Origin of the sequence: Streptococcus parasanguinis (genome assembly GCF_009717775.1) — a bacterium.
Lineage (GTDB): Bacteria > Bacillota > Bacilli > Lactobacillales > Streptococcaceae > Streptococcus > Streptococcus parasanguinis_AG.
Genome location: NZ_WMZF01000002.1, coordinates 314,715 through 334,263 on the forward strand (window position 1 = coordinate 314,715; position 19,549 = coordinate 334,263).

Annotated in this window: 18 protein-coding genes; 14 read left to right on the forward strand and 4 right to left on the reverse strand. The window is 42.3% G+C overall.

Annotated elements, in window-relative coordinates:
- Window positions 1-9: 9 nt before the first annotated feature.
- From GMC92_RS05715 to tehB, 6 genes are all read left to right on the forward strand, one after another.
- Window positions 10-1,209: a multidrug efflux MFS transporter gene (locus GMC92_RS05715; RefSeq protein ID WP_338324040.1), complete on the forward strand. Its 1,200-nt coding sequence runs from the start codon at window positions 10-12 to the stop codon at window positions 1,207-1,209.
- The gene (gene rpmG, locus GMC92_RS05720; protein WP_003005699.1) at window positions 1,199-1,348 is read left to right on the forward strand and encodes a 50S ribosomal protein L33; all 150 of its coding nucleotides are present in this window, start codon (window positions 1,199-1,201) and stop codon (window positions 1,346-1,348) included. The genes GMC92_RS05715 and rpmG overlap by 11 nt, the downstream gene beginning before the upstream one ends.
- 41 nt (window positions 1,349-1,389) lie before the next feature.
- On the forward strand, window positions 1,390-1,623 hold the full coding sequence (gene secG / locus GMC92_RS05725; protein WP_003008189.1) for a preprotein translocase subunit SecG: 234 nt from the start codon (window positions 1,390-1,392) through the stop codon (window positions 1,621-1,623).
- A 96-nt stretch (window positions 1,624-1,719) separates the two neighbouring features.
- Window positions 1,720-4,080, forward strand: a complete 2,361-nt coding sequence (rnr, locus tag GMC92_RS05730; protein WP_129299083.1) for a ribonuclease R — start codon at window positions 1,720-1,722, stop codon at window positions 4,078-4,080.
- Entirely contained in the window at window positions 4,043-4,510 is a 468-nt protein-coding gene (gene smpB / locus GMC92_RS05735) for an SsrA-binding protein SmpB (protein WP_003005443.1), read from the forward strand. Before rnr ends, smpB begins: the two co-directional genes overlap by 38 nt.
- 130 nt (window positions 4,511-4,640) lie before the next feature.
- Window positions 4,641-5,501, forward strand: coding sequence for an SAM-dependent methyltransferase TehB (gene tehB, locus GMC92_RS05740; protein WP_045759711.1), 861 nt, complete (start codon window positions 4,641-4,643; stop codon window positions 5,499-5,501).
- 129 nt (window positions 5,502-5,630) lie between these two features.
- On the opposite strand, the gene GMC92_RS05745 is transcribed toward tehB, so the two are convergent.
- The gene (locus tag GMC92_RS05745) at window positions 5,631-6,173 is read right to left on the reverse strand and encodes a TetR/AcrR family transcriptional regulator (RefSeq protein WP_003008179.1); all 543 of its coding nucleotides are present in this window, start codon (window positions 6,171-6,173) and stop codon (window positions 5,631-5,633) included.
- A 334-nt stretch (window positions 6,174-6,507) separates the two neighbouring features.
- Window positions 6,508-7,854 carry an Nramp family divalent metal transporter gene (locus GMC92_RS05750; RefSeq protein ID WP_045759710.1) on the reverse strand — a complete coding sequence of 449 codons (1,347 nt, stop codon included), beginning with the start codon at window positions 7,852-7,854 and terminating at the stop codon, window positions 6,508-6,510.
- A gap of 170 nt (window positions 7,855-8,024) precedes the next feature.
- On the opposite strand from GMC92_RS05750, the gene GMC92_RS05755 reads away from it, so the two are divergent.
- The 4 genes from GMC92_RS05755 (at window position 8,025) to GMC92_RS05770 (ending at window position 13,044) form a co-directional block, all read left to right on the forward strand.
- Window positions 8,025-8,726, forward strand: a complete 702-nt coding sequence (locus GMC92_RS05755) for an ABC transporter ATP-binding protein (protein ID WP_070595245.1) — start codon at window positions 8,025-8,027, stop codon at window positions 8,724-8,726.
- Between the two features lie 13 nt (window positions 8,727-8,739).
- On the forward strand, window positions 8,740-11,463 hold the full coding sequence (locus tag GMC92_RS05760) for an FtsX-like permease family protein (protein WP_155199956.1): 2,724 nt from the start codon (window positions 8,740-8,742) through the stop codon (window positions 11,461-11,463).
- Window positions 11,464-11,639: 176 nt separating this feature from the next.
- A complete protein-coding gene (locus GMC92_RS05765) occupies window positions 11,640-12,482 on the forward strand; it encodes a metallophosphoesterase family protein (protein WP_129824040.1) in 843 nt (280 codons plus the stop codon).
- 112 nt (window positions 12,483-12,594) lie between these two features.
- A complete protein-coding gene (locus GMC92_RS05770; protein ID WP_155199957.1) occupies window positions 12,595-13,044 on the forward strand; it encodes an Rrf2 family transcriptional regulator in 450 nt (149 codons plus the stop codon).
- A gap of 239 nt (window positions 13,045-13,283) precedes the next feature.
- On the opposite strand, the gene GMC92_RS05780 is transcribed toward GMC92_RS05770, so the two are convergent.
- Complete coding sequence (locus GMC92_RS05780; protein WP_155199958.1) at window positions 13,284-14,366, reverse strand: M24 family metallopeptidase; 1,083 nt, start codon at window positions 14,364-14,366, stop codon at window positions 13,284-13,286.
- A gap of 160 nt (window positions 14,367-14,526) precedes the next feature.
- Between GMC92_RS05780 and ccpA the strand changes: the two genes are divergently transcribed.
- On the forward strand, window positions 14,527-15,531 hold the full coding sequence (ccpA, locus tag GMC92_RS05785) for a catabolite control protein A (RefSeq protein WP_061591300.1): 1,005 nt from the start codon (window positions 14,527-14,529) through the stop codon (window positions 15,529-15,531).
- A gap of 161 nt (window positions 15,532-15,692) precedes the next feature.
- Here ccpA and GMC92_RS05790 read toward each other — a convergent pair whose 3' ends face one another.
- The gene (locus GMC92_RS05790) at window positions 15,693-16,283 is read right to left on the reverse strand and encodes a TetR/AcrR family transcriptional regulator (RefSeq protein WP_024055141.1); all 591 of its coding nucleotides are present in this window, start codon (window positions 16,281-16,283) and stop codon (window positions 15,693-15,695) included.
- A 156-nt stretch (window positions 16,284-16,439) separates the two neighbouring features.
- Here GMC92_RS05790 and GMC92_RS05795 point away from each other — a divergent pair, with 156 nt between their 5' ends.
- The 3 genes from GMC92_RS05795 (at window position 16,440) to GMC92_RS05805 (ending at window position 19,452) form a co-directional block, all read left to right on the forward strand.
- A complete protein-coding gene (locus GMC92_RS05795; RefSeq protein ID WP_021153618.1) occupies window positions 16,440-17,027 on the forward strand; it encodes a class I SAM-dependent methyltransferase in 588 nt (195 codons plus the stop codon).
- Window positions 17,028-17,129: 102 nt separating this feature from the next.
- Complete coding sequence (locus tag GMC92_RS05800; protein WP_003008161.1) at window positions 17,130-18,128, forward strand: LTA glycolipid anchor biosynthesis glycosyltransferase, IagA/BgsA family; 999 nt, start codon at window positions 17,130-17,132, stop codon at window positions 18,126-18,128.
- Between the two features lies 1 nt (window position 18,129).
- Entirely contained in the window at window positions 18,130-19,452 is a 1,323-nt protein-coding gene (locus GMC92_RS05805) for a glycosyltransferase family 4 protein (protein WP_021153617.1), read from the forward strand.
- Window positions 19,453-19,549 lie beyond the last annotated feature (97 nt).

The following is a 19,549-nucleotide window of genomic DNA, read 5'->3' on the forward strand; positions in this document are numbered from 1 at the left end:
ACAAGAGAAATCAATTGGCGTAAAAATCTATATATTGCCTGGATCGGGTGCTTTTTCATCGGAGCCAGCCTTTCTTTAGTCGTTCCTTTTATGGCCCTCTTTGTGGAAGAGTTGGGTGTTACGGGCAAGGCTGTTCCCTTTTATGCTGGGATTGCCGTCGCAAGTTCTTCTGTAACTTCTGCGATCATGTCTCCCATCTGGGGGAGCTTAGCCGACCGCTATGGTCGAAAACCTATGATGCTTAGAGCTTCTATTGCCATGACGCTGACCATGGGAGGGATTGCCTTTGTCCCGTCCGTCTTTTGGCTCTTGGTCCTGCGCTTGCTCAATGGGGTTTTTTCAGGCTTTGTCCCCAATAGTACAGCCCTGATTGCTAGTCAAGTTCCCAAGGACCAATCTGGCTATGCCCTAGGGACCTTGTCGACCGGTGTCGTGGCTGGAACCTTGATGGGCCCTTTGATTGGGGGACTCATTGCTGAAAATCTGGGAATGCGCAATGTCTTTCTCTTGGTCGGCTTCTTCTTATTTTTGGTTTCCCTCTTAACCTTCTGGGGCATCGAGGAAGACTATGAGCCCCTTCCAAAAGAAGAACAAAAATCCAGTTGGCAGTTGCTCAAGTCCATTCAGCAGAAGGATATTCTCTTGGGCCTCTTTTTGACCAGCATGACCATTCAAATGATCGCCCAATCTATTTCTCCGATCCTGCCTCTTTATGTGCGAGCTTTGGGACAAAGAGATAACCTGATCTTTGTATCGGGGATGATTGTTTCGGCTATGGGAGTCTCTAGTATGCTCTTTTCAGGTTGGATGGGAAAACTCGGAGACCGAATTGGGAATCACCGGCTCTTATTAATCGCCCTTCTTTATAGTGGCTGTCTCTATATCCTTTGTGCCCAAGCGCAAACACCCCTGCAATTAGGAATCTTACGCTTCCTTTTTGGGATTGGGACTGGTGCCCTTTTACCAGGAGTTTCTGCTTTGTTAAATCGCTTAACCCCTCCTGAAGGAATCTCTCGGATCTTTAGCTACAACCAGCTCTTTTACTACTTAGGTGGCGTGTTAGGGCCAATGATGGGATCGAGTATTTTCATGCATTTTGGCTATCATTGGGTTTTTTACGGCACAGCCCTCTTAGCCTTTACCGATTTGATGTTCCTCTTATTCTTATTTAGAAAGTATTTGAAAGTGAGAGACGTACGTGCGAATTAAAGTTCAATTGACCTGCACAAGCTGTGGGAGTCAGAATTATTTGACCAGTAAAAATACCAAAACCCATCCCGAAAAGATCGAGGTCTTGAAGTATTGTCCCAAGGAAAGAAAAGTAACCTTACATATTGAATCAAAATGATTTTCATGGTATAATAGTGAGGATTTTAAGGAGTTTTGAATATGAGCGGAGCATTAACAACTATTTTACTAGTATTATCAGTATTGATTATTATCGCAATTTTTATGCAACCAACAAAAAACCAATCGAGCAATGTCTTTGACGCAAGCTCAAATGACTTGTTTGAACGTTCAAAAGCGCGCGGGTTTGAAGCCGTGATGCAGCGTTTAACAGCTATTATGATCTTCTTTTGGTTATTGATCGCGATGATCTTAATGGTACTTTCTAGTAGATAAGATAGGCTCAGACAATGTCTTTGCCTATTTTTATTTTGTAAAACAAAGACACAAGTAGATAGAAAAAAGGAGGCTGGATAACCAGCAAATAAATCAATGAAAACAAGTATTAAAGAATATTTACAAGAGCATGACAAAGCCCAGATCAATGATCTGGCAGCAGCTCTAGGAAAGGAAGGGTCTAAGGATTTCCGTGACTTGGTCAAAACCATCTCTCTGATGGAACGCCGCCATGAGTTGAAATTCGAAGATGATGGCTCTCTTCGTTTGGCTCAAAAGAAGGCCCCAGCTATTACCCTCAAGGGGATCTTTCATGCGCATAAAAATGGCTTTGGCTTTGTCAGTTTAGAAGGTGAAGAAGAGGACCTCTTTGTTGGTCGAAATGATGTCAATCACGCTATCGATGGGGACACCGTTGAGATCGTCATTACCAAGGTAGCAGACCGAAACAAGGGAACGGCAGCAGAAGCTAAGATTATTGATGTCTTGGAGCATAGCATTAAAACGGTAGTTGGACAAATCGTTCTGGATGAGGAAAAGCCTAAATATGCCGGCTACATTCGTTCGAAAAATCAAAAGATCAGCCAGCTGATCTATGTGAAGAAGCCAGCCATCCAATTGGAAGGGACCGAAATCCTCAAGGTCGAAATTGATCAATACCCGAGCCGCAAGCACAATTATTTTGTGGCGACTGTGCGGGATGTGGTCGGTCATGTAACCGATCCAGGAATCGATGTCTTGGAAGTGTTAGAATCCATGGACATTGTCTCAGAATTTCCAGAAGAAGTGCTGAAAGAGGCTGAGAATGTTCCAGATGCACCATCTAAAAAGGATTTAGAGGGACGCTTGGATCTGCGAGAGGAGATCACCTTTACCATTGATGGGGCAGATGCCAAAGACTTGGACGATGCGGTCCATATCAAGCCATTGAAGAACGGTAATTTTGAGCTGGGTGTTCACATCGCAGATGTTTCTTATTACGTTAAGGAAGGTTCAGCACTCGACAAGGAAGCTCTAAATCGGGCGACTTCTGTCTATGTGACCGACCGAGTTGTACCCATGTTGCCAGAGCGTCTCTCCAATGGGATCTGTTCTTTGAATCCGAATGTGGACCGCCTGACCCAGTCTGCCATCATGGAGATTGATCCACATGGCAAGGTCGTCAAGCATACCATTACCCAAACAGTGATCAATACAACCTTCCGAATGACCTATAGCGACGTCAATGATATCTTAGCAGGCGACGAAGAAAAGGCTCAAACCTTTAAGAAAATTGTCCCAAGTATTCATCAAATGGCCACCTTGCATGGTATTTTAGAGAGCATGCGGATTCGTCGCGGAGCCCTCAATTTTGATACCAATGAAGCTAAAATTCTGGTCAATAAAGAAGGAAAACCGGTCGATATTGTCCTTCGCCAAAGAGGAATTGCCGAGCGGATGATCGAGTCCTTTATGCTGATTGCCAATGAAACAGTGGCGGAGCACTTTACGCGACTGAAACTGCCGTTCATCTACCGGATCCACGAAGATCCAAAAGCAGAAAAAGTACAGAAGTTTATCGATTATGCTTCTAGCTTTGGGATCCAGATCTACGGAACGGCTAGTGAGATGAGCCAAGAAGCCCTGCAAGAAATTATGCGCAAGGTAGAAGGAGAACCGTATGCAGATGTCCTTTCAATGATGTTGTTGCGCTCGATGCAACAGGCTCGCTACTCAGAACACAACCATGGCCACTATGGGCTTGCTGCTGAGTATTATACCCACTTTACCAGTCCCATCCGTCGGTATCCGGACCTGATGGTTCATCGAATGGTGCGCGAATACGGGAAATCCCAAGAAATGGCTGAACACTTTGAACAAGTCCTTCCAGACATTGCCAGCCAATCCTCTAGTCGGGAACGCCGAGCTATTGATGCGGAGCGCGAAGTAGAAGCCATGAAGAAGGCTGAATACATGGAAGACTTTGTTGGGGAAGAGTATGATGCCGTGGTTTCCAGTGTGGTAAAATTTGGCCTCTTTGTGGAGTTGCCAAATACGGTTGAAGGCTTGATCCATATTACCAATCTCCCTGAATTCTACTATTTTAATGAACGGGATCTAACCCTTCGCGGAGAAAAATCAGGAGTGACCTTCCGTGTCGGTCAGCAAATCCGGATCAAGGTAGAAAGAGCCGACAAGATGACAGGAGAGATTGATTTCTCTTATATTCCAAGTGAATGGGATGTCGTCGAAAAAGGTCTCAAGTCTAAAGGACGTGACCGAGATGGCAATCGTAGAGATCGCAGACGCAAGGACAAAAAAGTTTCTAAGGGATCAACTGCTAGAAAAGATGACAAGCGGAAAGATTCTTCCTCTAAATCCAAAAAGAAAAAAGGGAAGAAACCATTTTACAAGGAAGTAGCAAAGAAAGGAGCCAAACATGGCAAAGGGCGAAGGAAAGGTAGTCGCGCAAAATAAAAAGGCGAGACATGACTACACCATCGTGGATACGATTGAAGCAGGGATGGTGCTGACGGGGACAGAGATCAAAAGTGTCCGTGCGGCACGCATTAACTTGAAAGATGGCTTTGCACAAGTAAAAAATGGCGAAGTTTGGCTTAGCAATGTCCACATTGCCCCTTATGAGGAAGGCAATATCTGGAACCAAGATCCAGACCGTCGTCGCAAGCTCCTTCTTCATAAAAAGCAAATCCAAAAGCTGGACCAAGACACCAAAGGGACCGGAATGACCTTGGTGCCTTTGAAGGTCTATCTCAAGGACGGCTATGCCAAATTGCTTTTGGGACTCGCTAAAGGGAAACATGATTATGACAAGCGTGAATCCATCAAGCGTCGGGAACAAAACCGGGACATCGCACGGGTCATGAAACAATACAATACACGTTAAAGAAAAAGACAGTTTTGAAACTTGTTTCAGATCTGTCTTTTTTCTTGGAGATGGGCTCTCCTTTTTCCAACTTGTAAAAAGGAATTTTTTTCTGTATGATAAGGGTACAGAAAGAAAAAGGAGAAGCAGCATGACACAAAAATTGATTGCTTACAAGCGCATGCCTATCTGGACCAAGGATACCATGCCAGAAGCTCTTCAAAGAAAGCACAATACCAAGGTAGGAACCTGGGGAAAGATTACTGTTTTAAAGGGTCAGTTACGATTTATTGAATTGACCGAAGAGGGGGAAGAAATTGCGAGCCACCTCTTTGAAGCAGGAGCAGAGAACCCCATGGCCGAGCCCCAGGCCTGGCATCGTGTCGAAGCGGCGACTGACGATGTGGAGTGGTACCTAGAATTTTACTGTGAGCCAAAAGACTATTTCCCCAAAAAATACAACACCAATCCTGTCCATTCAGAAGTGCTAGAAGCAGTGGGAATTGTCCCAGCTGGAAAGGCGCTGGATCTAGGATGCGGGCAAGGCCGCAACGCCCTCTTTTTGGCCCAACATGGCTTTGACGTGACAGCAGTGGATCAAAATGAACTGGCTCTTGAGATCTTACAAAGTATTGTCGCTGAGGAAGATCTAGAGATGCCAGTGGGACTCTATGATATCAATGCTGCAGCTCTTACCCAAAACTATGACTTCATCATATCGACTGTGGTCCTCATGTTTTTAGAGGCTGATCGGATTCCAGCGATTATCCGCAATATGCAAGAGCATACCAATCCAGGTGGTTACAATCTCATTGTCTGTGCTATGGATACGGAAGATTATCCTTGCCAGATGCCCTTCTCGTTCACCTTTAAAGAAGGAGAATTGGCGGAGTATTACAAGGATTGGGAATTGGTCAAATACAATGAAAATCCTGGCCATCTCCATCGTCGAGATGAGAATGGCCATCGGATTCAACTTCGATTTGCAACCATGTTGGCAAAGAAAAAATAGAGAAAAAGCAGGATCCTAGCATCCTGCTTTTTTGCTTTCTACAAACAAGTTGAACAAGGTGATCTATATGTTGTTCATTTGCCAAAAAGAAAAAACCTTCTCCATAAAGGTAGGAAAAGGTTGGGGAATTTAGTTCCAGTTAGCAAAGTCGCAGACGCTAAGAATGATCGTCCCGATTTCGATTGGCTCTTCCTTGGCACCAGATTCTAACCAGGTCACAATCACAGATTCGATTGTAGCGATGAAAATTTCTAGACCATACTTGTATGGAACTTGAAAGTCTGAAATGATGTGTTCTTTCGCATGGGGAGTATCGTCTAATGCATGGAGGGTAAAACTTCTTATTAGTTTACGGAAGTCCGAGCAGCAGGATTGGGACAAGGCATAAATAAAATCATAATTCTCTTTAATAGCAGTCAAGACATTGAGAAAGTTTACCTTGACAGGGCTTCCTTCAACGAAGAGGCTATCCAATTCTTGCATCATGTCCATTTTCATTTGCTCAAACATGTCGTATTTATCGACATAGTGCAAGTAGAAGGTCCCGCGGTTAATCCCAGCGGTTTCAGTTAATTGTCGAATAGTGATGCTTTCAAAAGGTTGTTGCAAGAGGAGTTTTGAGAGCGCATTTCGTAAGTCTGACTTGGTTGTTGTTTGTCTTTGGCGTACCATATGTTCCTTTCTGTAGTTGTATAAATTTATTCTTATTTATTTGACGTTAAAATAATTTATATGTTAAATAATTTCACGACACTAACAAAGAGCATTATACTCCAAAAGAATAAATTAGACAACAATTCTCATTTTTGTACAGATAACGGAAAGTGTACAAAAATTTTATAAGTTTATGAATGACGGGCACTGGCAAGATTTTGTGAAAACCTCACAACAATTAGTGATTTAAAATAATTCCCTCCTAAAAAAATGGTCAGGAAATTTTTAGGAAAAGGAGGAACAAGATGAAGGGACGAATAAAGAAACCAGCACCGTTTAAGTGCTGGTTTCTTTATTTGATAAAAGTTGTCACGATCAGATTGAAATTTAAGATAGTTAAGACAATCGCAACGAGATAACCTAAGAAAGTATTCCATTTCGCATTGACATGTTCTCCCATGATTTCCTTGTTGGAGGTGAAATAAACCAGAGGGAAGATGGAGAATGGAAGAGCCGCTGATAGGAAGACTTGAGAGTAGACTAGAAGGTCGTCGAGGACATGTTCCTGATCTCCAAATAAGATCGCAACGATGATGACAGGAAGAAGGGCAATGATCCGAGTCATGAGACGAACGACCCATTGTGGCAGGCGGAATCTCAAGAAACCTTCCATAACGATTTGACCGGTTAGGGTCCCAGTAATGGTTGAATTTTGACCACTGGCTAACAAAGCGATGGCAAAGAGGGTAGACAAGAAGGGACTAGCGATAGCACCGGCAATATGATTATCTTTGAGGGCATTATACATGCTAGAAAAAGCACCGATCTTATCTCCGTGACCAAAGAAGAGGGCCGCTCCAAGAATCAAGAGGAGGGAGTTGACGACGAAGGCCAAGCTCAATTCAATATTTGAATCCCAGGTCATAAAGCGCACTGCCCGTTTGATATCTGCTGAATCTTTGTAGTCCACCTTTCGCGTTTGTGAAATGGAAGAGTGGAGATAGAGGTTGTGAGGCATTACGGTTGCCCCGATGATTCCAAGCGCCAAGGTTAAGGCTTCATTTCCTTTTGGAAGTCCAATTCCTAGCACCTCTTTTTGAGGGAGGAAGCCAGCGAAGATTCCTCCGATATCTGGTTTCGATAGGAATACCAGATAGCCGAAAATTGCAAGGATCGTGAGGATCAAGGTTGAAACGATGGCCTCGATCTTTCGAAATCCTAGATGCATGAGCCCCAATAAGAGGAAGACATCAAAGATGGTGATCAGAATGGAAAAAAGCAAGGGCCAGCCAAAAAGAAGGTGGAGGGCAATCCCTGATCCGATGACTTCTGCTAAATCTGTCGCCATCAGGGCAAGCTCGATCACAATCCAAAGGGTATAGCGAAGCCATTTTGGCAAGTGATGGGCGGTTGTTTGGGCCAGGTCCTTACGATGGACAATTCCTAGTTTACCAGCCATTTGTTGCAACTGCATGGCGATTAAAGAGGAGAGAAGAACCACTGATAAGAGGAGGTAGCGGTATTGTGCCCCTCCGACCACACTGGTAATCCAGTTTCCCGGGTCCATATAGCCGACAGCTACCAGACTTCCTGGTCCTGAAAAGAGTAGAAGAGTCTTCCAAAAGGGGATGCCTTTTGGCACGTCAATAGACTGGTTGATTTCTTGAAGAGATTTCCTTTCAAACTGTTGTAAACTCATGATGAGCCTTCTTTCTAAGAATAAATCAAATTTCTCTCTAATTATAGCATAAAATTTATAATAGTTCATGATAATGAGGAAGAATCACTATTGGTGATGCCTCGATTTCTTTGTAATCTATACGAAAAGGACTATAATATAGATAGGAAATAGGAGGGAGGAGAGAAAAAATGGCCTACATCGAAATGCAGCACTGTTACAAGCGATACACTAGTGGAGAAACGGAGATTCTCGCTAATCAGGATGTTTCTTTTGAGATTGAAAAAGGCGAATTGGTCATTATTTTAGGGGCGTCAGGAGCTGGAAAATCAACAGTTCTCAATATCTTAGGAGGGATGGACACGAATGACGAAGGACAGGTCCTGATTGATGGGGTGGATATTTCTAAGCTCAATTCCCATCAACGAACGGATTATCGACGAGATGACGTTGGCTTTGTCTTTCAATTTTATAATTTAGTAGCCAATCTGACAGCCAAGGAAAATGTCGAATTGGCTTCAGAAATCGTCTCTGATGCCTTGGATCCGGAAGCCGTTTTAAGAGAAGTAGGACTTGGCAATCGTCTTGATAATTTTCCTGCCCAATTGTCAGGTGGAGAGCAACAACGGGTGGCGATTGCTCGGGCAGTGGCGAAAAACCCTAAAATTCTCCTTTGCGATGAGCCTACAGGAGCCTTAGACTACCAGACAGGTAAGCAAGTATTGGGGATTTTACAGGCCATGTCTCGTAAAAAGGGAGCGACGGTCATCATCGTAACCCATAATGCTGCTTTAGCCCCGATTGCAGACCGTGTGATTCGCATGCATGATGCCAAGGTCAAGTCGGTAGAAATCAATGAGCTTCCTCAAGATATTGCTACACTAGAGTATTAGAAGAGGTGCTAGCATGAAACGAAAAGTCTATTGGAAGGATCTGTTTGCTTCTTTTACACATTCAAAAGGACGTTTTCTCTCCATCTTAACCTTGATGTTGTTGGGAAGCTTGGCCTTGGTAGGCTTAAAGGTGACTACTCCAAATATGCATCGAACGGCTAACCAGTTTATTCAGCAACAAAAGATGCTAGATCTTGCTGTCATGGGGGACTTGGGATTAGACCAGGTAGACCAAGAGGAGCTTTTAGGACTCAAAGGGACGCGTGTCGAATTTGGTTCACTGCTGGATCTGACGTTGAAAGGAACAGGAAAGGCAATCCGACTTTTTTCTCCCCCAAAGAGTCTCTCTTCTTTTCGTGTGACCAAGGGGCGTCTGCCTCAAAAAGAAGGGGAATTGGCCCTAGCGAGTTTTTGGGAGGATCGTTATCGATTAGGGGATACCCTCACACTTGAAGAAAAGGCGGGAACTAGGTCTAGTTTAAAGCAAAAGCAATTCACCATTGTTGGCTTTGTTCAATCCTCTGAGATGTGGTCTCAAAAGAATTTAGGCACTGCCATGAGTGGCAGTGGGAATCTGGATGCCTATGCTCTGGTTTCAAAAGAGGTCTTTACGACTAAACTCCCTGTGATGGCGCGGATCCAGTTTGATGATCTGAGATCTTTGGATTCTTTTTCGCAAGCCTACCAAAAACGGCTAGAAGATCACCAAGAAGAGTTAGAAAAACTTCTGAAAGACAATGGAAAGGCTCGCTATCAAAGACTCAAGAAGGAGGCGGATGGGCAGATCCAAAAAGGCCAGAAAGAACTCAGTCGTGCCAAGGAAACATTACAGTCAGCCAAGAATCAGATCGATCAGGCTCAAAAGCAATTAGACTTGCAGGAGACGCAGCTCAGTAAACTAGCTCCATTTCTGCCAGCTAAAGAGCGAGTAGCCAGTCAAGAAAAAATCCATCAAGCTAAAGAACAACTGGATCAGAAAAAGAAGGACTGGACTGCAGGTGAAAAGGAACTTGCAAAAAAAGAGGAGGAGCTAAAAAAAGCCAAAACCGAGCGAGATCAGCTGGAAATTCCAACTTATCATGTTTATGATCGCAAGACCATGCCAGGCGGACAAGGTTACCTGATGTATAGCAATGCTAGTAGCAGTATCTCTGCTATCGGAAATATTTTTCCGGTCGTTCTTTATCTGGTAGCAGCCATGGTGACCTTCACCACGATGACGCGCTTTGTCGATGAAGAGCGGACCAATGCAGGCGTTTTTAAGGCGTTGGGCTATCGAACCAAGGACATCATTCTCAAATTTGTCCTCTATGGATTCTTTGCTGGTACGATTGGAACCCTTCTAGGAAGCTTGTTGGGGCATTATTTCCTATCGGGAATCATCTCCAACATTATTACGCAAGGGATGGTTATAGGAGAGAGCAGAGAGTATTTTTATAGGGATATTACTCTGATTGCTCTTGGACTGTCTTTCGTCGCGAGTGTGCTTCCAGCTTACTGGGTTGCTCGTAAGGAATTAAAAGAAGAAGCCAATCTTTTATTACTGCCCAAACCACCAGTATCCGGTTCGAAAATTTTTCTGGAGCGTGTCCATTTTATTTGGAAGCGTCTGAATTTCACGCACAAGGTTACTGCTCGCAATCTCTTTCGTTACAAACAAAGGATGCTGATGACCATTTTTGGAGTGGCGGGTTCTGTTGCTCTTCTCTTTGCAGGGCTAGGGATTCAATCTTCTGTAGGAAGTGTTTCCAAACGCCAATTTCAAGAGATCCTATCTTATGAGTTGATTGTAGCCAAAAAAACGAATGCCTCCTACCAAGAAAGCAAAGAACTAACCAATCGTCTGGCAAAATCAGACATCAAGGATTATCGATTGATTTATAGTAAGGTCATCGAAGCTTCTTTAAAGGGTGGACGCGACAAGCAGACCATTACGATGATGGTTACAAATCGTGCAGATTTTTCTCCCTTTGTCAGCTTGCGTTCTCTCAAGCAAGGAGAGCCCTTGTCTCTCAAGAAAGGGGTTATCATCAGTAGTAAACTAGCACAACTAGCCCGGGTTACAGTCGGTGATCGACTGACCTTAGATGGTCATACTTTTACGGTAGCAGGAATCACTGAAAATTATGTAGGCCATTTTGTCTATATGGATCAGGCAAGTTACCAAAAAATCTACGGAAAGCGGACTTCAGCAAATAGCTATTTGCTGCAGTTGAAAAATCCTTCTACACGACAAGTGCAGGCTGTTAGTCGGGATATGATGAATCTTGCAGCTGTGAAGGCGGTTAGTCAGAACGCTTCGATGATTTCCCTCTTTAACTCAGTTGCCAAATCTTTGGACACCACTATGATGATTCTAGTAGTCGTATCGATCTTGCTAGCTATCGTGATCTTGTATAATTTAACCAATATCAATGTGGCAGAGCGGATCCGTGAATTATCGACCATTAAGGTCTTAGGATTCCATAATAAGGAAGTGACGCTCTATATTTACCGCGAAACCATCTTATTGTCTATCATAGGGATCCTCATGGGATTAGTGGGTGGTTATTATCTTCATCAATTCCTCATTGCAATGATTGCACCAGATGCCATTCTCTTTTACCCTAAAGTGGGACTTAGCGTTTTTCTCTTTCCTGTCGGAGGAATGCTCCTTCTCTTGCTCCTGTTAGGAATTTATGTTGACCATTATCTCCGAAAAGTAGACATGCTCGAAGCTCTCAAATCAGTAGACTAAGATACAAAGAGTTGGAGGCGTGTTCGTTTATAAGATACAAAGCCCGTGGCTGATATCGTCCAATAAAGATCTCTATCCTTATTTTTCATTTCTGGTAGCATGGAATGTTCATAAAACTTTCACCTTTGGGTGGAAGTTTTTCTTCTCTTTGTTATAATGGAGAGAAGGAGAAGATCATGACTAAAATTGCTTTACTTTCAGATATTCATGGAAATACGACAGCATTGGAAGCTGTCCTAGAGGATAGTCGAAAAGCCAAGGTGGATGAATATTGGCTCTTGGGAGATAGTTTGATGCCGGGGACAGGGAGACGGGCCCTCTTGGAGCTGTTAGAGGAGCTACCGATTACGGTCAAAGTCCTTGGAAACTGGGAAGATAGTCTTTGGCGGGCTATGAGGGGGATGTTGGATGAGACCAGACCCAGTCATCGCTACCTCATGCGCCAGTGTCAATATATTCTTGAAGAAATCACGCCCCAGGAAATTGAAGACATGCAGAAAATGCCCATGCAGGTCCATAGAGAAATCGCAGGTTTAAAGATCGGCATTACCCACCACTTACCTGATAAGAATTGGGGTCGCGAATTGATCCACATTGGTGAGCAGAAGGATTTTGATCGCTTGGTGACAAACCCGTCTTGTGATATTGCAGTCTACGGACACATTCACCAGCAGTTTTTCCGCTACGGGACAGGAGGAGAACTGATTATCAATCCTGGATCGATCGGTCAACCTTTCTTTTTGGAAAAGAATCTTCGCAAGGACCTTCGGGCCATGTATGCCATTCTCGAATTTGATCAAATGGGGCTAAAAGATGTCGATTTTAGACGGGTGGACTATGATGTCCAAAAAGAACTGCAACTGGCAAAAGACCTCCATCTTCCTTATTACCAAGTATATTATGAAAGTTTGGTCAATGGCATTCATCATACCCACAATCATGAGCTCCTTCATGAAATTGAGCAGAGAGAAGGTCATGATCGAGAAATCGATGCTTGGCTAGAGGACTTCTTCCAATAGTGTAACTGTTGACATTACAACTGAAAAGAGTATAATAGGAATAACGAAAGTCGTCCCTTGACGGTTGTTCAATAGACTCTACCTTCAAAAACGGGTAGAAAGGAGTGAAGTTATGCAAATTTCGAGTCGCTTTACCATTGGGACTCATGTCTTGATCATGATTGCTCTACAAGGAGAGAAAACAAAAGTAACCAGTGATTTTTTGGCAGGAAGTGTCGGCGTGAACCCTGTTATTATTCGAAAGACCTTGTCTCAGTTGAAGAAAGCTGGATTGATTCATGTAGCGCGTGGGACAGGCGGAGCTGAGCTCGCAAAAGCAGCCGATGAGATCAGCCTGCTGGATATCTATCAAGCAGTAGAATGCTTAGGTTCGACAGGTCAATTATTTGGTTTTCATGACAATCCGAATCCAGCCTGCCCAATTGGCCACAATATCCATAATGTTTTAGATGGAAAGCTTGAGGACATTCAGACTGCTATGGAAAAAGAGATGGCTCAAACCAGCCTAAAAGAAGTCGTAGAAGACGCGCAGAAAAGAATGGACCTCGAATCGGTTTCATAAGAAAAAAGAGAGTGGGACAGAAATCGGTCATTCGTTAGAATTCGATTTCGTCGTCCCACCTCCGAACAGTTGAGTAGGCTGTAAAAGCTGATGAAATCAGCGTAGTAGAGACTACTCAACCACTGCGTCTTGTTCGACAATCCAAAAACAATTAAGAGGCTAGGACTTTTGTCCCAGCCTCATTTTTTATATTTATTGACGAAACATTCTGTTTGCTGCGACTTGGATCTACAAAAGGATTAGTCAAAGTAAAGCAAGTCTTTGCTGGTTTCTGTAAAGAGTCCAAAGCCGTCTTTTGTGACATAGCCGCAGTCTTCGATACGGACTCCGACTTTACCTGGGATATAGATCCCAGGTTCGACTGAGAAGCACATGCCTTCTTCAAGCACCAGGTCATTTCCTTCCATAATAGAAGGGAATTCATGCACATCCATACCGATACCGTGTCCAAGGCGGTGGTTGAAGTATTCACCATAGCCAGCTTTTTCGATGACGCTCCGTGCAGCACGGTCAACGTCATGTGCGGTTACACCAGGTTTGATCATATCGATGGCTGCTTGTTGAGCTTCTAACGTCAAGTGGTAGATTTCTTTTTTGAAATCATCCGGTTTTCCAACCGCGACGGTACGGGTCATATCAGACGCATAACCATTCACCATACAGCCAAGGTCAAAGAGCAAGAGAGCATTGTTTTCGACTTTATTGCTTCCAGGAATACCGTGGGGGTTAGCTGCATTATTCCCCGTCAGGACCATAGTTTCAAAGCTCATTTCATAGCCCAAGCGTTTGATGCCAAAGTCGATTTCTGCAACGATATCAGTTTCTGTTTTATCCAGTGAGATGGCATCAAATCCCATATTGACAGCCTTATCTGCGTATTGACCGGCCACCAACATCTTTTGGATCTCATCAGCAGATTTGATCAAGCGCATGCGGTTAATCCGTGGTGTTAAGTTGGTGAATGTTGCTTTTTCAAAGACAGTACGCAAGCCATTGTATTTGGTAAGGATCAAGTTATCATATTCAAGTGCAACAGTTTTGGCATCTGGTTTAGCGATAGCCCCTTTAATCTTTTCCCAAGGGTTTTCAGAATCTACATAGCCAACTACTTGGAAATCGACAACAGCAGTCGCCCGTTCCACTTCAAGTGCAGGAACGAAGAGAAGGGGTTCGTGGTCTGTATAGACGAACAAGAAGAGTTGGCGTTCGTGGGGATCACTGTAAAATCCAGTCAGGTAATTGATGGTGACAGGATCAGATACAACAGCGACGTCTGTTTTTTCAGTTTCAAGAAAATCGACGATTTGATCTAATTTAGACATAATGCTACCTTCTTTCTATGGATCTATTTTGTCAAATTTTCCCCAAAAAAGCAAGAGTTTACAAAATTTTACCAAAATACTTGAAAGTGTTTACAATCCATGATAAAATAGGATTAATTAGAGAGTGAAAACGAAATTTTCAATAATGAAAGGAAATCTTATGAATACAGACGATACAGTAACGATTTATGATGTCGCCCGTGAAGCAGGGGTTTCAATGGCAACCGTTAGTCGTGTAGTGAATGGAAATAAGAACGTTAAAGAAAATACACGTAAAAAAGTTTTGGAAGTGATCGAACGCTTGGATTACCGTCCAAATGCTGTTGCGCGTGGTCTTGCCAGCAAGAAAACCACAACAGTCGGTGTTGTGATTCCAAACATTACCAACAGCTATTTTTCTACCTTGGCTAAAGGGATTGATGACATTGCGGAAATGTACAAGTACAACATCGTCCTTGCAAATAGCGATGAAGACGATGACAAAGAAGTTTCAGTGGTAAACAACCTCTTTTCAAAACAAGTGGATGGGATCATTTTCATGGGCTATCACTTGACTGAAAAGATTCGCTCAGAATTTTCACGCTCTCGGACTCCAGTCGTCCTTGCTGGGACAGTCGATGTAGAACACCAATTGCCAAGTGTCAATATCGACTACAAGCAAGCGACTGTTGATGCTGTTGCACAATTGGCAAAACACAATAAGAAGATTGCTTTTGTAAGTGGCCCATTGGTGGATGATATCAATGGAAAAATCCGTTTGGCCGGCTATAAAGAAGCTTTGAAAACGAAAAAATTGAGCTACAGCGAAGGACTTGTCTTTGAATCGAAATACCGTTATGATGAAGGTTATAACTTGGCAGAACGCATCATTGCGTCAAAAGCAACAGCTGCTTTTGTGACAGGTGATGAATTGGCTGCAGGTCTCTTGAACGGCTTGTCTGATCACGGTATCAAAGTACCAGAAGACTTTGAAATCATTACTAGTGATGATTCACAAGTAACACGTTACACGCGTCCAAATCTATCAACGATTGGCCAACCCTTGTATGACCTTGGTGCGATTAGTATGCGGATGTTGACTAAGATCATGCACAAAGAAGAGTTGGAAGAACGCGAAGTGTTGTTGTCTCATACGATCAACCAACGTGGTACGACGAAAAAATAGGGATTAGTTGACTAGAGTCTCGACTTGGGAAGACGTGTCTACTAGTCTGAGAGGTTAGAACAGAACTGTTCTAGCTTCTTTTTATATGTGTCATTAATCATAAGTAATGATGAAGTGAAATTGAATGAGTGTTGGTTCAAATATTGATGTGTAAGTTACAATTAAATCGTTCTAGAGTTTGTTAAAATACCATACAACAAAATATGATGAATTTGTTTTGTTTCGTCTTCTATGTTTTTATTTGGAGATAGATGATTTCCTGTGCTATTGAGAGCACTCATGACGTTTAATATAACCTCTGTTGACAAATCTTTAGCAATTATATTTTCATTTTTACCTAGCTCAATATATGCACGATATATTTCACGCTTTTTCTCATCTATCGCTTTTGTCATAAGTTTCGTAAAAGTAGGATCCTCTAACGTTTTTTCTTGAAAGTAGTTAGAAATCTGTTGGCTTATTTTTTTCTGACATAAAGCTAAGGCTTGATTTAATTTTGATTTATAATCTATATTACTGAGTAGAATGTTTTCAGCTTCTTGTATGATGTCTTTAAACAATTCATTAATACATAAAGCTACTAAATTATCTTTCTTATCAAAGTAATTGTAGATTGACACAGGAGAAACTTCTGCGACTTTTGCAATTGATTGTATACTTGTTTCTTTAAACCCTTTTTCTTTAAATAAAGAAAGAGCAGACTGAATAATAGCTTGCTTCTTTTTTTCTGTTGTTTTTTGATATTGATTCATTTGAACACTCCATTTGATATCAATTATAGCACAACTTTGAAATTTATCTCAGATTATTTCATTAATTCTTGACGATATCTGATATTTACAATACAATTAAGTTTGAAATATAATTAATGATATTTCAAACTTATAATAATTGAGGGAAGATATTTAATGTTAACTGAATTTCTTATTAAGCAGTCTCAAAAACCTAGTGGTCTTATTGGTAGAGTCATCACAAAAATATGGTCATTCTATTTTAAAAAACTTAGTCTTTGGGCGATTAAACAGACTACTATTTCAGATAATTATAGAATTTTAGAAATTGGTTACGGTGGCGGGAGTACTATCAAGAACCTTCTTGCTTTAAATAAAAATCTTGAGATTCATGGTATTGATATTTCTAAGGAATCATATAGAACTGCCCAACGTGTTCATTCAGATTCCATAAGAAAAGGTAGTGTCCAACTTAAGATTGGAAATGTGGAGAATATGCCTTATCAAAATAACTATTTTGATAGAATATTTGCTATTCAGACCCATATTTTTTGGAAGGATATAAAAAAGAGTTTTCAAGAAGTTTATAGAGTCATGTCCAGCAATTCTACTTTGATAATTGCTTCTGAAAAAGAAAAAATACATTATCATATGACAGATTATCGTACAAGTCATGAATTTAGTCAGTTACTAACAAGTATTGGTTTTTCAAAAATTGAGGAAAAACAGAATCGCAATTGGATTTTGTATACCGTATATAAATAAAATAGAATTTTAAATTTCGAACAGAACTGTTCTAGCCTCTTTTTTATACTGCAAACAGGTAGAGACTTGCTGGGCACTCTTTATTTCGGTATAATAGAAAGTATGAAAGTTTTACTGTATTTAGAAGGAAAATCCGTATTACAAAAATCAGGAATTGGTCGAGCCTTGCAGCATCAAATGCATGCGCTGGATTTGGCTGGGATTCCGTATACGACAGATATTTTAGGAGATTATGATGTGGTGCATATCAATACCTATGGCCCACGGAGTTTCCTTTTGCTCCATGCAGCAAAGCGTCGTGGAAAGAAAGTCATCATGCATGGCCATTCAACCCGTGAGGATTTTGAAAATTCCTTTATCGGGTCTAACTTTTTTGCGCCCTTGTTTGGGAAGTATTTGGCTCACATGTACCAAAAGGCAGACTATGTGATCACGCCATCTGAGTATTCCAAACACCTGATTCAGTCTTATGGGGTGACCACACCGATTATCGCGGTTTCCAATGGAATTGATTTGGAAAAATACAAGAAGGATCCGAAAAAAGAAGAAGTCTTTCGCAAGCATTTTAATATCCAAGAAGGCCAAAAGGTTGTCATCTGTGCAGGGCTTTATTTTAAACGCAAAGGGATTGAAGATTTCGTAGAAGTGGCTCGTCGCATGCCGGATGTGCGCTTTATCTGGCTAGGTTCTATCAACAAATGGATCATTCCGCGTAAGATTCGTCGTATCGTGGAAAAGGATCATCCAAGTAATGTGGAATTCCCTGGCTACTTCAAGGGAGCGGTCTTCCAAGGGGCCATGACGGGTTCAGATGCTTTCTTCTTCCCATCTTATGAAGAAACAGAAGGAATCGTTGTTTTGGAAGCCTTGGCCAGTCATCAGCACACGGTCTTGCGGGATATTCCAGTATACAATGGCTGGATCGACGAGACGTCTTCTGAATTGTGCCATAATGTAGACGAATTTGTGGATTCCTTGAACAAGGTCTTGAACGGACAAGTAGACAAGCGGGAGGCGGGCTACAAGGTCGCTGAAAGTCGTTCGATCGACTTAGTGGCTTATCAATTGGTCGAAGCCTATCAAACAGTTTTGGAGATGTAAGATGCGTGTAGGGTTATTTACAGATACCTATTTCCCGCAAGTTTCGGGAGTGGCGACCAGTATTCGGACGCTCAAAACAGAATTAGAAAAATTGGGTCACACGGTCTTTATCTTTACGACAACGGATAAAGATGTCAACCGCTATGAAGATTGGCAGATCATTCGGATTCCAAGTGTGCCTTTCTTCGCCTTTAAGGACCGCCGCGTTGCATATCGTGGCTTCTCAAAGGCGCTTGCCATTGCCAAGCAATACCAGCTGGATATTATCCATACCCAGACTGAGTTTTCACTGGGCCTTTTGGGAGTGTGGATTGGACGCGAGTTGCGGATTCCAGTCATTCATACCTACCATACCCAGTATGAGGACTATGTCCGCTATATTGCAAGAGGCATGGTCATTCGCCCAAGTATGGTCAAATACATTGTGAGAAGTTATATGAATGATCTGGACGGCGTGATCTGTCCTAGTGAGATCGTCTATGACTTGCTCCAAAAGTACAAGGTCAAGGCAGAAAAACGCATTATTCCGACAGGGATTGATTTGGCCAAGTTTGACCGACCAGAAATCACTCCGACAGAGACAGCAGCCCTTCGTGAAAAATATGAAGTCGCAGAAGATGAAACGCTTTTACTGAGTCTGTCGCGGGTTTCTTATGAAAAGAATATTCAGGCTGTTATTGCGGCTCTTCCTGATGTCCTCAAGGTCAATCCAAAAGTTAAGTTGATCGTGGCTGGAGATGGTCCTTATTTGGATGATTTGAAAAAACAAGCGGCGAAACTGGGGATTTCAGATGCGGTTGTCTTTACAGGGATGATCCCACCAAATGAGACAGCTCTTTACTATAAGGCGGCTGACTTCTTTATTTCAGCTTCAACGAGTGAGACGCAAGGGTTGACTTATTTAGAGAGTATTGCGAGTGGTACCCCGATCATCGCTCATGGCAATCCTTATCTCGATCATGTGATTGATGACCCTATGTTTGGAAAGCTCTTTTATGAAGAGAGTGATCTGGCACAAGCGATTCTTGAAGCGATTGAGGAGATGCCTCCAATCGATGAGACCAAGTGGGCAGAAAAGATTGATGATATTTCTGCAGCAACCTTTGGCCGTCGGGTCTACGAATTTTACTTGGATAAAATCATCTCTAAAGACTTTTCAAATGATTTGAATCCTGAGCAAAGTCGGGTTAAGCGGATGTCTAAGACCATTGTGAAAATCCCGACCAAGGTGATTGCTCTTCCGGTCAATGGATCTGTGAAGATGATGAAGGCTTCGGTCAAACAAGTGAAGAAAATCCGTAAAATCACGCATTTCTTTGATTGAAAATGAAACTTTTTCTTGCAAAATTTTTCAATCGTGCTATAATAACTGACAGAGACATATCAAATCTAGGAAATCTGATAGAGAGCGCGTGGGGCTG

Coding starts and splice junctions, on each gene's coding strand:
- secG (WP_003008189.1), top strand. CDS start 1,390: ATGAGCGGAGCATTAACAACTATTTTACTAGTATTATCAGTATTGATT.
- rnr (WP_129299083.1), top strand. CDS start 1,720: ATGAAAACAAGTATTAAAGAATATTTACAAGAGCATGACAAAGCCCAG.
- smpB (WP_003005443.1), top strand. CDS start 4,043: ATGGCAAAGGGCGAAGGAAAGGTAGTCGCGCAAAATAAAAAGGCGAGA.
- tehB (WP_045759711.1), top strand. CDS start 4,641: ATGACACAAAAATTGATTGCTTACAAGCGCATGCCTATCTGGACCAAG.
- GMC92_RS05745 (WP_003008179.1), bottom strand. CDS start 6,173: ATGGTACGCCAAAGACAAACAACAACCAAGTCAGACTTACGAAATGCG.
- GMC92_RS05750 (WP_045759710.1), bottom strand. CDS start 7,854: ATGAGTTTACAACAGTTTGAAAGGAAATCTCTTCAAGAAATCAACCAG.
- GMC92_RS05755 (WP_070595245.1), top strand. CDS start 8,025: ATGGCCTACATCGAAATGCAGCACTGTTACAAGCGATACACTAGTGGA.
- GMC92_RS05760 (WP_155199956.1), top strand. CDS start 8,740: ATGAAACGAAAAGTCTATTGGAAGGATCTGTTTGCTTCTTTTACACAT.
- GMC92_RS05765 (WP_129824040.1), top strand. CDS start 11,640: ATGACTAAAATTGCTTTACTTTCAGATATTCATGGAAATACGACAGCA.
- GMC92_RS05770 (WP_155199957.1), top strand. CDS start 12,595: ATGCAAATTTCGAGTCGCTTTACCATTGGGACTCATGTCTTGATCATG.
- GMC92_RS05780 (WP_155199958.1), bottom strand. CDS start 14,366: ATGTCTAAATTAGATCAAATCGTCGATTTTCTTGAAACTGAAAAAACA.
- ccpA (WP_061591300.1), top strand. CDS start 14,527: ATGAATACAGACGATACAGTAACGATTTATGATGTCGCCCGTGAAGCA.
- GMC92_RS05790 (WP_024055141.1), bottom strand. CDS start 16,283: ATGAATCAATATCAAAAAACAACAGAAAAAAAGAAGCAAGCTATTATT.
- GMC92_RS05795 (WP_021153618.1), top strand. CDS start 16,440: ATGTTAACTGAATTTCTTATTAAGCAGTCTCAAAAACCTAGTGGTCTT.
- GMC92_RS05800 (WP_003008161.1), top strand. CDS start 17,130: ATGAAAGTTTTACTGTATTTAGAAGGAAAATCCGTATTACAAAAATCA.
- GMC92_RS05805 (WP_021153617.1), top strand. CDS start 18,130: ATGCGTGTAGGGTTATTTACAGATACCTATTTCCCGCAAGTTTCGGGA.